The sequence below is a fragment of the Rhodopila globiformis genome, assembly GCF_002937115.1.
Taxonomy (GTDB): Bacteria; Pseudomonadota; Alphaproteobacteria; order Acetobacterales; family Acetobacteraceae; genus Rhodopila; species Rhodopila globiformis.
Map to the genome: position 1 here is coordinate 1 of NZ_NHRY01000057.1, position 13026 is coordinate 13026.

At 69.2% G+C, this 13026-nt stretch carries 10 protein-coding genes; all 10 read right to left on the minus strand.

What is annotated here, in order from left to right:
- Nucleotides 1-333: 333 nt before the first annotated feature.
- The 10 genes from CCS01_RS05035 to hrpB all read right to left on the minus strand — a co-directional run bounded on the left by CCS01_RS05035 (nucleotide 334) and on the right by hrpB (nucleotide 12692).
- Nucleotides 334-555, minus strand: a complete 222-nt coding sequence (locus CCS01_RS05035) for a formate dehydrogenase subunit delta (RefSeq protein WP_104517737.1) — start codon at nucleotides 553-555, stop codon at nucleotides 334-336.
- Entirely contained in the window at nucleotides 545-1366 is an 822-nt protein-coding gene (gene fdhD, locus CCS01_RS05040) for a formate dehydrogenase accessory sulfurtransferase FdhD (RefSeq protein ID WP_104517738.1), read from the minus strand. Before fdhD ends, CCS01_RS05035 begins: the two co-directional genes overlap by 11 nt.
- Nucleotides 1367-1618: 252 nt before the next feature.
- The gene (gene fdhF, locus CCS01_RS05045; RefSeq protein ID WP_104517739.1) at nucleotides 1619-4459 is read right to left on the minus strand and encodes a formate dehydrogenase subunit alpha; all 2841 of its coding nucleotides are present in this window, start codon (nucleotides 4457-4459) and stop codon (nucleotides 1619-1621) included.
- 20 nt (nucleotides 4460-4479) lie between these two features.
- The gene (locus CCS01_RS05050) at nucleotides 4480-6000 is read right to left on the minus strand and encodes an NADH-ubiquinone oxidoreductase-F iron-sulfur binding region domain-containing protein (protein ID WP_104517740.1); all 1521 of its coding nucleotides are present in this window, start codon (nucleotides 5998-6000) and stop codon (nucleotides 4480-4482) included.
- Nucleotides 5997-6467, minus strand: coding sequence for a formate dehydrogenase subunit gamma (locus CCS01_RS05055; protein WP_104517741.1), 471 nt, complete (start codon nucleotides 6465-6467; stop codon nucleotides 5997-5999). The genes CCS01_RS05050 and CCS01_RS05055 overlap by 4 nt, the downstream gene beginning before the upstream one ends.
- Nucleotides 6468-6567: 100 nt before the next feature.
- Entirely contained in the window at nucleotides 6568-6897 is a 330-nt protein-coding gene (locus CCS01_RS05060) for a hypothetical protein (protein ID WP_104517742.1), read from the minus strand.
- Between the two features lie 39 nt (nucleotides 6898-6936).
- On the minus strand, nucleotides 6937-8349 hold the full coding sequence (locus CCS01_RS05065) for a sensor histidine kinase (RefSeq protein WP_104517743.1): 1413 nt from the start codon (nucleotides 8347-8349) through the stop codon (nucleotides 6937-6939).
- Nucleotides 8350-8372: 23 nt separating this feature from the next.
- Nucleotides 8373-9056 carry a response regulator transcription factor gene (locus CCS01_RS05070; protein ID WP_104517744.1) on the minus strand — a complete coding sequence of 228 codons (684 nt, stop codon included), beginning with the start codon at nucleotides 9054-9056 and terminating at the stop codon, nucleotides 8373-8375.
- A 10-nt stretch (nucleotides 9057-9066) separates the two neighbouring features.
- Entirely contained in the window at nucleotides 9067-10173 is a 1107-nt protein-coding gene (locus tag CCS01_RS05075; RefSeq protein WP_104517745.1) for a trypsin-like peptidase domain-containing protein, read from the minus strand.
- Nucleotides 10174-10253: 80 nt separating this feature from the next.
- Nucleotides 10254-12692, minus strand: coding sequence for an ATP-dependent helicase HrpB (gene hrpB / locus CCS01_RS05080; protein ID WP_104517746.1), 2439 nt, complete (start codon nucleotides 12690-12692; stop codon nucleotides 10254-10256).
- Between the last annotated feature and the right edge of the window lie 334 nt (nucleotides 12693-13026).

Consider the following 13026-nt stretch of genomic DNA (forward strand, 5'->3'; position numbering starts at 1 on the left):
CTGAACCGGCCACTTTAGTGGCCAACTGAACCCGGGACCGCGTTAGCGGTCCCGCTTGCCGCTTTGAGCGGCTCACACTCAACGGGCCGCGTCAGCGACCCGCCCGGCCGCTTTGAGCGGCCAACACCATAAAGCCCCCGGCTCTGCCGGGGGATATTTACTCGTCATGAAAGGCGTATGCCGAGGCTGTCAGATCTCGCCGTGCTGATGGCAGCAAAGCCATGCATCACGGCCCGGAGCCTGCATCTAAATATTTTTAAATGTGATCAGGATAGGCGCCATGGCGACAAAGCAATTTACGCCGCATGCCGTCGATTTGAACGCCCAGACGGCTCAGGCCGGCTGCTTGCGCCCCAGCCGTTCAACCGCTTCCCGCACCGGGGGATCGAGCGTGATCCTGCCCTCGGCAAGCTGCGTCACGATTTCCTGCCGCATGCGCGGGTCCCAGAATTTCCGCAGGTGGTCCTCGATCAGATCGGCCGCCGCCCCGGTCTTCTGGGACTGGAAGAACCGGCCGATCTGGTTGGCCATATAGGCGAGCTTGTCAGGCGACATGGGCGTTTGTCCGTAAAGTGATCCGATCTGGGTAAGTAAAGACCTCGAACCCGTCCGTCCGCGCCACGCCGATCAGGGTGATGCCGGCCGCGGTGGCGACGTCGACGGCGAGCGAGGTGGGAGCCGACACCGCGACGATCACCGGCGCCCCCAGCGTGGCCGCTTTCTGCACCATCTCGACCGAGACGCGGCTGGACAGCAGCAGGAGCCCGTCCGACGCGGCGATGCCGGACCGCGCGAGCGCGCCGGAGAGCTTGTCGAGGGCGTTGTGCCGTCCGACATCCTCGCGCAACGCGATCAGCCCGCTGGCAGGGGTCCAGAAGGCAGCGGCATGGACGGCGCGGGTTTCCCGATTCAGCGCCTGCGCCGCCGGCATGGCCTGCATGGCGGCCTGGACCATGGCAGGCGTGAAAGCCTGGCAATTGGGCACACGCGGCGCCGGACGGATGGCGGCGGCAAGGCTGTCCATGCCGCACAGGCCGCAGCCGCTCGGGCCTGTCAGCCGCCGCTGCCGCCGGGTCAGGGCTTCCAGCCGATCGGCTTGCAGGTCCATGCGGCATTCGATGCCGTCGGGGACGGAGAGGACGTCCAGGGCGAGGATATCGGCGGGATTGTGGACAATGCCTTCCGACAGGCTGAAGCCGATGGCGAAGTCTTCCAGGTCGGCCGGTGTCGCGAGCATCACGGCATGGGTGGCGCGGTTGTAAGTCAGCGCGACGGGGGACTCGCGCGGTATGGTGCGGAGGCCATTGCTGGCGGCGTCACCGCGCCAGGCGATGCGGGGGACGGAGAGGGCAGGGGCAGGGATCATGGCGCCCGGCCAAGGCAATTGCCGTCGTGCCGGGGCCCAGGCTGGCGTGCGGCGGCAGAGGGCGGAGGCACATGGGACGGCTTCGGCGGAGTGAGAACGGGGCAAGGTCCTTGCTCCATCGTCATGGCCAGGCGTGTCCCGGCCATTCGCCCCCACCGTTGAAGCGCAGATGGCCGGGACACGCCCGGCCATGACGGTGAGGCAACGGACCGGGCGCCGGGCCATGACGCGACAGGCCGGGGCGCCGATCCCTCAGTCGCCAACCGGCACCGCCTCGATCCGCCGGCTCTCAACAGCGTGCGCATGGTACGTCTTCTGCCACTCACTCTGGCCGTTAGTCGGCGAAACCTGCACCGCCGTCACCTTGTACTCCGGACAATTGGTCGCCCAGTCCGAATAGTCCGTCGTTACAACGTTCGCCTGGGTCACCGGATGGTGGAAGGTCGTATAGACCACCCCCGGCGCCACCCGTTCGGTCAGCAGCGCGCGCAGCGTCGTCTCGCCGGTTCGGCTGCGCAGCCGCACCCAGTCGCCCTCGTTGATGCCGCGCTCGGAGGCGTCATGCGGATGCATCTCCAGCAGATCCTCGGCATGCCAGGCGACGTTGCCGGTGCGCCGGGTCTGCGCGCCGACGTTGTACTGCGACAGGATGCGCCCGGTGGTCAGCAGCAGCGGATAGCGCGGCCCGACCTTCTCGTCCGTCGGCACGTACTCGGTAATGACGAAATTGCCCTTCCCGCGCACGAACTTGCCGATATGCATGATCGGCGTGCCCTCGGGCGCCGCGTCGTTGCATGGCCACTGCACCGCGCCCTGTTCCAGTTTCTCGTACGAAACCCCGGCGAACGTCGGGGTTGTGCGCGCGATCTCCGCCATGATCTCGGCCGGGCCGTCGTAGTGCATCGGATAGCCCATGGCGTTGGAGATCGCCTGAGTCGCCTCCCAGTCGCCCATCCCGCTGCGCGGCTCCATCACCTTGCGCACCAGGTTGATGCGGCGCTCGGCGTTGATGAACGTGCCGTCCTTCTCCAGGAACGTCGCGCCGGGCAGGAAGACATGCGCGAAATTCGCCGTCTCGTTCAGGAACAGGTCATGCACCACGACGCATTCCATCGCCCGTAGCCCGGCCGTCACGTGCTTCACGTCGGGATCGGACTGGGCGATGTCCTCGCCCTGGACGTAGAGCCCAAGAAACGTTCCCTGTACCGCCGCATCCAGCATGTTGGGGATGCGCAGGCCCGGCTCGGGGTTGATCGTCACGCCCCACTCGGCCTCGTAGATCGCCCGCACCTCGGGATTGGCGACATGCCGGTAGCCCGGCAGCTCATGCGGGAAGCTGCCCATGTCGCAGCTGCCCTGGACGTTGTTCTGGCCGCGCAGCGGGTTCACCCCGACGCCGCGGCGGCCGAGATTGCCGGTCGCCATCGCCAGGTTGGCGATCGCCATCACCGCCGTGCTGCCCTGGCTGTGCTCGGTCACGCCCAGGCCGTAGTAGATCGCGCCGTTCCCGCCGGTCGCATACAGCCGCGCGGCGCCACGCACCAGGTCCGCCGGCACGCCGGTGGCGGCCTCGGTCGCCTCCGGGCTGTGCCGCGGGTCGGAGACGAACTCCGCCCAGTCGGCATAGGCGTCGGTGTCGCAGCGTTCCTCGACGAACGTCCGATCGACCAGCCCCTCGGTCACGATGACATGCGCCAGCGCCGTCAGCACGGCGACGTTCGTCCCCGGCCGCAGCGCCAGGTGATACGACGCCTCGACATGCGGCTGGCGCACCAGGTCGATCCGCCGCGGATCGACGACGATCAGCTTCGCCCCCTGCCGCAGCCGCTTCTTCATCCGCGAGGCGAACACCGGGTGGGCATCCGTCGGGTTGGCGCCGATGACGACAATAACGTCGGACTCATCCACGCTGTCGAAATCCTGCGTCCCGGCCGAGGTGCCGAAGGTCTTGCCCAGCCCGTATCCCGTCGGCGAGTGGCACACCCGCGCGCAGGTGTCGGTGTTGTTGTTGCCGAACGCCGCCCGCGCCAGCTTCTGCACCAGATAGGTTTCCTCGGCGGTGCAGCGTGACGACGTAATGACCCCGATGGCGTCCTTCCCCGCCTTCGCCTGGATGCGTCTGAACTCGGAAGCGACGTGATTGATCGCCTCCTCCCAGCTGACCTCGCGCCACGGGTCGGTGATCTTCGCCCGCACCATCGGCTTCGTGATGCGGTCCGGATGGTTGGCATAGCCCCAGGCGAAGCGGCCCTTGACGCAGGAATGGCCATGGTTCGCCTTGCCGTCCTTCCACGGCACCATGCGGATCACCTGGTCGCCGCGCATCTCCGCCTTGAAGTTGCATCCCACGCCGCAATAGGCGCAGGTGGTGACGACGGAATGCTCCGGCTGGCCCATCTCGACGACGGACTTTTCCATCAGCGTCGCGGTCGGGCAGGCCTGCACGCAGGCGCCGCAGGAGACGCATTCGCTGGTCAGGAACGGCTCGTCCATGCCGGCGGCAACCTTCGATTCGAACCCGCGGCCCTGGATGGTCAGCGCGAACGTGCCCTGCACCTCCTCGCAGGCGCGCACGCAGCGGGAGCAGACGATGCACTTCGACGGATCGAAGTTGAAATACGGGTTCGAGGCATCCGTCAGCGCCGACAGGTGATTGATGCCGTCATACCCATACCGCACTTCCCGCAGCCCGACCTCGCCGGCGGTGTCCTGAAGCTCGCAGTTGCCGTTGGCCGAGCAGGTCAGGCAGTCCAGCGGATGGTCGGAGATATAAAGCTCCATCACCCCGCGCCGCAGCTTGCGCAGCCGATCGCTGACGGTGTGCACCTTCATCCCCGGCGCGACCGGCGTGGTGCAGGAGGCCGGGGTGCCGGCGCGGCCCTCGATCTCCACCAGGCAGATGCGGCAACTGCCGAAGCTGTCCAGCATGTCGGTGGCGCAGAGCTTGGGGATCTTGATCCCCGCCTCCATCGAGGCGCGCATCACCGAGGTGCCCTCCGGCACCGTCACCGCATGGCCGTCGATCGTCAGCGTCACCATGGTCTCGCTGGCGACGGGCGGTGTGCCGTAGTCGATCTCCTGCACCATCGGCATCGGTCGTCTCCTCTTTCTGTTTATTCGGCGGCCAGTGGCTGGCTGCGCCTGAAATCCTCCGGGAAGTGGTTCATCGCGCTCAGCACCGGGTAGGGGATAAACCCGCCCAGGGCGCACAGCGAGCCGAACTTCAGCGTCTCGCACAAGTCGCGCAGCAGTTCCAGGTTCGCATCGACGTTGCGGCCGGCGAGGATCTTGTCCACCGTCTCCATCCCGCGCACCGAGCCGATGCGGCAGGGCGTGCACTTCCCGCAGGATTCCGCGGCGCAAAACTCCATGGCGAAGCGCGCCTGGTGCGCCATGTCCACGGTGTCGTCGAACACCACGATGCCGCCGTGGCCGATCAGGCCGTCTTTGGCGGCGAAGGCTTCGTAGTCGAAGGGGGTGTCGAACAGCGAGGGCGGGAAATAGGCCCCGAGCGGGCCACCCACCTGCACCGCGCGCACCGGGCGGCCCGACCGCGTGCCGCCGCCGATGTCGTTGACCAGTTCGCCGAGCGTGACGCCGAACCCGGCCTCAAACAACCCGCCATAGCGGATGTTGCCGGCCAGCTGGATCGGCATGGTGCCGCGCGAGCGGCCCATGCCGATGGCCTGGTAGGCTTCGGCACCGTCGCGCAGGATGACCGGCACGGACGTCAGGGTGATCAGGTTGTTGATGATCGTGGGCGCGCCGAACAGCCCCTTGTGCGCCGGCAGCGGCGGCTTCGCCCGCACCTGGCCGCGCTTGCCTTCCAGGCTTTCCAGCAAGGAGGTCTCCTCGCCGCAGATATAGGCGCCGGCGCCGACACGCTGCTCGATGTCGAAATCCGGTCCCAGCAGCCCCGCCTGCCGGGCGATCGCCAGCGCCTTGTCGAACGTGGCGATGGCGTGCGGGTACTCCGAGCGGGTGTACACATAGCCCTGCTTCGCGCCGATGGCGAAGCCGGCGATCACCATGCCCTCAATCAGGCCGAACGGGTCGCCCTCCATCAGCATCCGATCGGCATAGGTGCCGGAATCGCCCTCGTCGGCATTGCAGACGATGTACTTCGCCGCGCCCTTGGCCTCGGCCACGGTCTTCCACTTGATGCCGGTCGGGAACCCGGCGCCGCCGCGGCCGCGCAGGCCGGAGGCCAGCACTGCCTCGATGGTCGCGGCCGGGCCGATCTCTCGCGCCTTGTCCAGGCCGCCGAGGCCGCCATGCGCGCGATAATCCTCCAGCGACAGCGGATCGACGATGCCGCAACGGGAAAATGTCAAACGGGTCTGCCGGGCGAGGAACGGGATTTCCGCCGGCACGCCCAGCCGCAGCCGTTGCGCGCGGCCTTCCAGCAGACCGCCGGCCAGCAGCTCCGGCACATCCGCCGCTTCTACCGGGCCATAGGCGATGCGGCCGGCCGGCGTTTCCACCTCGATCATGGGCTCCAGCCAGAACAGCCCGCGCGAGCCGGTGCGCACCACATCCGCATGATCCGCCAGCGCCGCGGCCACCGCTTCGGCGCCGAGGGCGAGCGCCGCGACGTCGCGCGGCACGAAGACGCGGGTCACGCCCGGGGTCATGTCAGCGTCTCCAGCATCCGGTCAACCCGCGCCGCATCCAGCCGCCCGATCGGCTGGCCATCCAGCAGGGCGGAGGGGCCACAGGCGCACAGGCCGAGGCAGAACACAGGCTCCAACGTCACCGCGCCGTCGCGTGTGGTTTCATGCCACTCCACGTCGAGCGCCGCGCGCAGGTGCGCCGCCACCGCCTCGCCGCCGACGGATTGGCAGGCTTCGGCGCGGCAAACGTGCAGCACATGCCGCCCGGGCGGGGTGCGGCGGAATTCATGATAGAAAGTGACAATGCCATGCATCTCGGCGCGGGTGATATTCAGCGCTGCGGCGACCAAAGGCTCCGCCGCCGGCGGGATGCAGCCAAAGGCAGCCTGCATGGCGTGCAGGATCGGCAGCGCCGCTCCCGGCCGAGACGTCTCGGCGGCGATGATCGCGCGGGCCCGATTCTCGTTCCATGGCTCGAAATCAGCCATCGCGTCCTCCCGGGATGGACGAGGTTATACTTCGCGCCCAAATCTGGGGAGTCCGGGTCGGCAATGCAACGCGGCCTCGCCGTTTCCCGATAGAAGATTTCTATCGCGAGGCCGGCGGGTCGTCGTGCCTCAGGATCAGCAGGGCGCGCCGCAGCCGCATGATCCCGCCACGGGTCTGGCCATGGTTGCACATGCGCCGCCCCTCGGCGGACAGATCGGTGACCTCATGCGGCGGGGGCGCGACGGCCGCGACTTCCAGAGTGTGCAACCTGTCCTGCAGGTACACACAATACTCCGGTGTATCGGTCGTTACTTCCATTGGCGCCGGATCATGGGTCTGCTGCGCGGCAACCTTCTGGTCGAGCATGCCAAGCCACAGGCCCGACGCGAGCAGCAACAGAACAATCAACAGGGCGCGCAGGGACGACATCAGCCGTTCAATGCCACATCCAGGGTCTTCCTGTCCTGGTTAACAAATGAAATCATGGTTAGGCTGCAGGGCGGCCGGACGCGGCTCCGCCTCTTCCGGGGTTGGCATCACCAGAACCGCGCGCAGACCGGGATGGTTGTCTTCCAGGCGCAATTCACCGCCGTGGAGATGCGCGACCGCTGCTACCAGGGATAGCCCAAGGCCCGATCCCGGCGTGCTGCGCGCGGACTCGCCGCGGTAGAAACGATCGGTCGCCTTGGCCCGCTCCTCTGGCGGAATTCCGGGACCCTGGTCGCTGACGGTGATGTTCACCGTCGCGCCGACCGTCGCGGTCAGGCGGACCGTGCCACCTTGCGGCGAGAATTTCACCGCGTTGTCCAGCAGGTTGGCGACCGCCTGCTGGATCAACGCCTTGTCGCCATAGGCCGGCGCCTCCGCCGGCGTCCGGGCAACCAGGGAAATCCCGTGCTCCTCGGCCAGCGCGCCATACAAATCCTCCACCTCGGCCAGCAGCGGCACGATATCGATCCGGGTGAACGCCGATCGGCGGGAGCCGGCCTCGATTTCGGCGATGCGCAACAGGGCCTGGAAGATGGCGACGATGCCGTCGAGGTCGGCCGTGGCACGCTCGATCGCGGCGCGCATCGCTTCCGGCGTGTCGGCATGCAGCAATGCGTCCTCCAGCCGGGTGCGGGCGCGGGTGATCGGCGTGCGCAGGTCGTGGGCGATGGCGTTCGACACTTGGCGCACGCCGTCCATCAGCCGGCTGATGCGGTCCAGCATGTCGTTGATCACTTCCGCCACCTGGTCGAACTCGTCGCCGCGGCCGGCGACGGTCACGCGCTTGGTCAGGTCGCCACGGGCGATCGCCGCGGTGGTGGCCGAGATGTTGGCGATGGTGCGGCGGAACAGGTTGCGCACCACCAGGGCGCCGGCGGTCGCCATCAGCATCACCACCAGCAGGGCCCACAGCATCGCGTCGGTCAGCAGCCCACGCAACTGCGCCCGCACCTGGACGTCGCGGCCGATCAGCAGGTGGAACCCGCCCGGCAGGTCGTAGCGCTGGACGTTGGCCAGCGAGCGCAGCCCGGCACGCATCACCTGGAGTTCATACAGCGGCCCCTGCGTGGTGACGTTGGACGGCCATCGCTCCAGGTTTCCGGCCACCCGCCGCATGTTGCGATCGGCCAGGAAGTAGATCGCGTCGTCGTCGACGTTCTGCGCCAGGCGGTCCTCGATGGTGACGATCAGGGCGGACAGGCCGCCCTCCGCCCAACGCTCGGACAGCCCTTGCGCGTCGGCGTTGATGGCGGCCTGGGTCTGCCGCTCCAGCAGACCGGCGGTCGCCCACCACAGGAACAACGCAAGGCCCGTCGCGCTGATCGCCAGCAGCAACGCATAGATCGCACCGAAGCGAAAGCCCGCGGACCGGAACAGGCCACGGTCGATCATGTCTTATCCATCGACGACGAATACTACGGCTGCTCCGCCCGCAACATGTAGCCGGCATTACGAACGGTATGGATCAGGCTGGTGGGGAACGGTTTGTCCACCTTCTGGCGCAAACGCGACACATGTACGTCGATCACATTGGTTTGCGGGTCGAAGTGGTAGTCCCACACGCCCTCCAGCAGCATGGTGCGGGTCACCACCTGGCCGGCGTGGCGCATCAGGTACTCCAGCAGCCGGAACTCCCGCGGCTGCAGGTCGATCTTCTGGCCGGCCCGCTTCACCTGCCGCGACAGCAGGTCCAGCTCCAGGTCCTCCACCACCAGCTTGGTCACCGGGCCTTCGCCCTTGCCGCGGCGGTTCAGCGCCTCGACCCGGGCGAGCAGCTCGGCGAAGGCGAACGGCTTGGTCAGGTAGTCGTCGCTGCCGGCCTTCAGGCCTTTCACCCGGTCGTCGACCTCGGCCATGGCCGACAGGATCAGCACCGGCACGGCGTTCTTCTGGGCGCGCAGGGTCTCCAGGATCTTCAGCCCGTCGATGCCGCCGGGCAGCATGCGATCCAGGATCACCGCGTCGAAGCTCTCGCTCGCCGCCAGGAACATCCCGTCCCGGCCGTTGTCGGCATGTTCCACCACATGACCGGCCTCGCGCAGTCCCCTGACCACGAAGCCGGCGACGTCCTTGTCATCCTCCACCACCAGGATGCGCATTCACTCCTCCTCATCCCGCCTGCAGTTCCGTCGGTCGCCGCCCAACGGTCACGGTAAACTCCATCTCCCGCCCCTGGCGACGGATCGCGATGCGCACATTGTTGCCCGGCGTCACCCGGGCAATAGCACGAATCAGACCGCGGGAGCTGTCAATATGGTCGCCGTTGATCGCCAAAACCACATCGCCCGGGCGGATTCCGGCGCGGCCCGCCGGTCCGGTGCGGTCCTCGCTGGCGATCATCACACCTTCGTCGCGGTCCTCGACCGAGACGCCCAGCCAGCCGCGCGCGATCGAGCCGTGCGCCAGCAACTGGGTGACGATGGGGCTGACCGTGTCGCTGGGGATCGCGAATCCGATGCCGACCGAGGCGCCGGTGGGCGAGACGATGACCGAGCTGACGCCGATGACCTGGCCTTCCATGTTGAACACCGGCCCGCCGGAATTCCCCGGGTTGATCGGCGCGTCCAACTGCAGGAAGTTGTCGAACGGCCCGGCGCCGAGGTCGCGCCCCCGGGCCGAGACGATGCCGACCGACACCGATCCGCCCAGGCCGAACGGATTGCCCGCGGCCAGGATCCAGTCACCGACCTCGGCCTTGCCGGAGTCGCCCCAGGGGACGCTGGGCAGCGCCTCGTTGGTCTGCACCTTGATGACGGCGACGTCGGTCAGTTCGTCGCGGCCGAGGACCTTGGCGGGAAAGCGGCGGCCGCTGGTCAGCGAGACGACGATCTTGTCGGCATGGTCCACCACATGGTTGTTGGTGACGATGATGCCGGATGGATCGATGATGAAGCCCGACCCGGCGCCGGCCACCTGTTCGCGGCGGTTGCCGAACTTGCGGCGGAATTCGCGTCCCAGCGGGGTGTCGCGCAGTTCCGGCGGCAGCTCGCCCAGCATCTCGCCGCCGCTGACGGTTTCGGTGACGGCGATGTTCACCACCGAGGGCAGCACTTTCCTGACCAGCGGCGCGAAGCTGTCCGGCGCCGAGCGGGCCAGGGCCATCTGTGGGCCGCAGGAGGACAGCATCAGCGCGAGGCCGAGGGCCAGGCCGCAGGAAACCTGTCGCCGAAGCGCCGGGCGCGCCGTCAACCGGTCAGTGAGTGTGTCGGACTGCATGGCGGCACGTGGTCTCCGGTCAACGGGATCGCTCTACTCCAGATGGCACGTGATCGGGCCTGTAACAAGAATTGAGCCAATCAGTTTTCGGTTGATTCCGCACCATTCTCCGGCCAGCGGTGTTTCGGGTAACGCCCGCGCATGTCGCGCCGGGCATCCGCCCAGGCGCCTTTCCAGAACCCGGCGAGGTCCGCGGTGACCGCGATCGGCCGTCCGGCGGGGGACAGGAGCGCCAGGCGCAGCGGGATTCGTCCTCCGGCAAGCAGCGGCGTTGTTGCCAGGCCGTAGAACGCCTGCGCCCTGGCCGAGGCCAACGGCGGCGACTCGGCATAATCGATCGCGGCGCGTCCGCCCGGCAAGGCCAGGTGCGTCGGCAGCGCGCGGTCCAGCCGTGAGGCGAGGTCCCAGGACATCGTGCCGCGCAGGATCGCGTGCAGGTCAAGCTTCTCCAGCTCCGCCAGCCGCGTCAGGCCGGACAGGTAGGGTGGCAGCCAGTCCTGGATGGTCGCCCGCAGTGCCGTGTCGCTCAGGTCCGGCCAGCCGGCGTCGGGTTCCAGGCCGCGCATCAGGGCGACGCGGGCCTGCAACTGGCGGGTGGCGTCGGTCCAGGGCAGGGGGCGCAGGTCCTGGCTGGCGGCCGCGTTGGCGAGCGCGGCGGCGATCTCCGCGGACGCGGCGGCTTCCGTGCGGTCCGACAGGATCAGCGTGCCCAGCCGGCGGCGGCGACGGGACAGCACGCTGCCGGAGACCGGGTCGAGGCCGGACTCCACCTGCTCGGTCACCCGCACGGCGAGCGACGGCGGCAGGGCGTCGGGGTCGAGCGGCGCGGCCAGGGCGATGCGCGACGAGGCCTTCAGCTCCAGCGAGGCCGCCACCAGCAGCGATTCCCTCGCCAGCGGGTCGATCACCGGCATGCGGGCGCTGCCGCCGCCGGACAGGCGGAACGAGCCGGGCTCGCCGCGGCGCTGGGCGATGCGGTCGGGGAAGGCGGCGGCGAGCAGGCGGCCGGGATCGCCGGCGGCGACGGTGCCGCGCGGCACCTGCATGCGCCGGCGGTACTGGTCCGCCGCCCGGCGGATGCGCGACAGCGCGCCGCGGTCGGCGTTGGGGTCGCCCCCAGGGGCGCCATATGCGATGGCGGACAGGCGGATGCCGATATCGGCCGGCGCCTCGCGGGCACGCAGCGGGTCGCGCTCCTCCAGCAGGGCGGCGATGTCGGCGGCGAGGGCGGCGGTTTCGGCCGTTTCCGCCGCCAGCATCATGGCGGCGAGGCGGGGATGCGCGCCGATCCGCGCCATCTCGCGGCCCGCGCCGGTGACGCGATCGCCGGCGTCGAGCGCGCCGAGGTCCTTCAGCAGCGCGGCGCCGGCGGCGAGCGCTCCGGCCGGCGGCTTGTCCTGGAACGCCAGGTCGGCCGGCGGCGTGCCCCAGGTGGCGCAGGACAGCAGCAGGCCGGACAGTTCGGCTTCCAGGATTTCCGGCCGATCGAAGGCGGGCAGGCCGCGGTGCAGGGCAGGGGACCAGGCGCGGATGGCGACGCCGGGGGCCTCGCGCCCGGCGCGGCCGGCACGCTGCTCGGCGGCGGCGCGGGAGATGCGCAGGGTGGTCAGCCGGGTCAGGCCGGTGGCGGGATCGAGCCGCGGCGCCCGGCGCCAGCCACCGTCGACCACGATGCGCACGCCGGGGACGGTCAGCGAGGTCTCGGCGATCGAGGTGGCGAGCACGACGCGGCGGGTATCGGCCGGCTGCAGGGCACGATCCTGCTCGGCCGGTGGCAGGTCGCCGTGCAGCGGCAGGACCAGGGCGCCGCAGCCCTCCAGCGCCGCCTGGGCGCGGCGGATCTCCGCCATGCCGGGGAGGAAGGCGAGGATGTCGCCGTCGTGGGCGGCGAGTGCGCTGCGGATGGCGCGGGCGACGGCGTCGGGCAGGTCGCGGACATGGGCGATGTCGCGGGGCTGGTGCTCGACGGTCACCGGGAACATGCGGCCGGCGCTTTCGATCACCTCGGCGTCCATCAGGCCGGACAGGCGGGCGCCGTCGGCGGTGGCGGACATCGCCAGCAGCCGCAGCTCCGGCCGCAGCATGCGTTGCAGATCCAGGCACAGGGCGAGGCCGAGATCGGTTTCCAGCGACCGTTCATGGATCTCGTCCAGGATGACCGCTGCCACGCCCTCCAGCCCCGGATCAGCCTGGAGGCGGCGGAGCAACAGGCCCTCGGTGATGACCTCGACGCGGGTTTCCGCCGAACCGGCGCCGTCGAGGCGGGTGCGGTAGCCGATGGTCCGTCCCACCGGCTGGCCGAGCAGCGAAGCCATGCGGGCGGCGGCGGCGCGGGTGGCCAGGCGGCGGGGTTCCAGCATCAGGATGCGGCCGTCGCTGCGCCACGGGGCGTCGAGCAGGGCGAGCGGCACGAGCGTGGTCTTGCCGGCGCCGGGCGGGGCGACGAGCACGGCATTGCGCCCGGCCGCCAGCGCGGCGTGCAGGGCAGGGAGGGCTTCGGTAACGGGCAGGTCGATCACGATGGCAGGGTCATAGACGGTCCGCGGCGCGGCGTCATGGGTGGGCTGGGGGGCGAGGGCAAGGAGGGCTGTACCCGGCCGCCGAAGATTCCGCCCCTGCTCCCTCGGCTCTTACGGCGAGCGGCGGTGTCGTTCCCGGCGGGTCGAGGCGGCGGTGGAGTCTGGATTGCCTACCGATTTTCGACACGGAGGACGCGAAGGACCACAGAGGGCCACGAAGGGGTGTGAACGAGTCAGGTGCTGAAGCGCCGCAGGCCGTAAGGCAGGTGGAAAGCATAGACCGCTTCGACCAGGTCCGGCGATGCTGCGATGCGGGCTTCGATCGCCAGCCCAA

Excerpts from the sequence above, each read along its gene's own strand:
- CCS01_RS05035 (WP_104517737.1), bottom strand. The coding sequence starts at position 555 with ATGTCGCCTGACAAGCTCGCCTATATGGCCAACCAGATCGGCCGGTTC.
- fdhD (WP_104517738.1), bottom strand. The coding sequence starts at position 1,366 with ATGATCCCTGCCCCTGCCCTCTCCGTCCCCCGCATCGCCTGGCGCGGT.
- fdhF (WP_104517739.1), bottom strand. The coding sequence starts at position 4,459 with ATGCCGATGGTGCAGGAGATCGACTACGGCACACCGCCCGTCGCCAGC.
- CCS01_RS05050 (WP_104517740.1), bottom strand. The coding sequence starts at position 6,000 with ATGACCCCGGGCGTGACCCGCGTCTTCGTGCCGCGCGACGTCGCGGCG.
- CCS01_RS05055 (WP_104517741.1), bottom strand. The coding sequence starts at position 6,467 with ATGGCTGATTTCGAGCCATGGAACGAGAATCGGGCCCGCGCGATCATC.
- CCS01_RS05060 (WP_104517742.1), bottom strand. The coding sequence starts at position 6,897 with ATGTCGTCCCTGCGCGCCCTGTTGATTGTTCTGTTGCTGCTCGCGTCG.
- CCS01_RS05065 (WP_104517743.1), bottom strand. The coding sequence starts at position 8,349 with ATGATCGACCGTGGCCTGTTCCGGTCCGCGGGCTTTCGCTTCGGTGCG.
- CCS01_RS05070 (WP_104517744.1), bottom strand. The coding sequence starts at position 9,056 with ATGCGCATCCTGGTGGTGGAGGATGACAAGGACGTCGCCGGCTTCGTG.
- CCS01_RS05075 (WP_104517745.1), bottom strand. The coding sequence starts at position 10,173 with ATGCAGTCCGACACACTCACTGACCGGTTGACGGCGCGCCCGGCGCTT.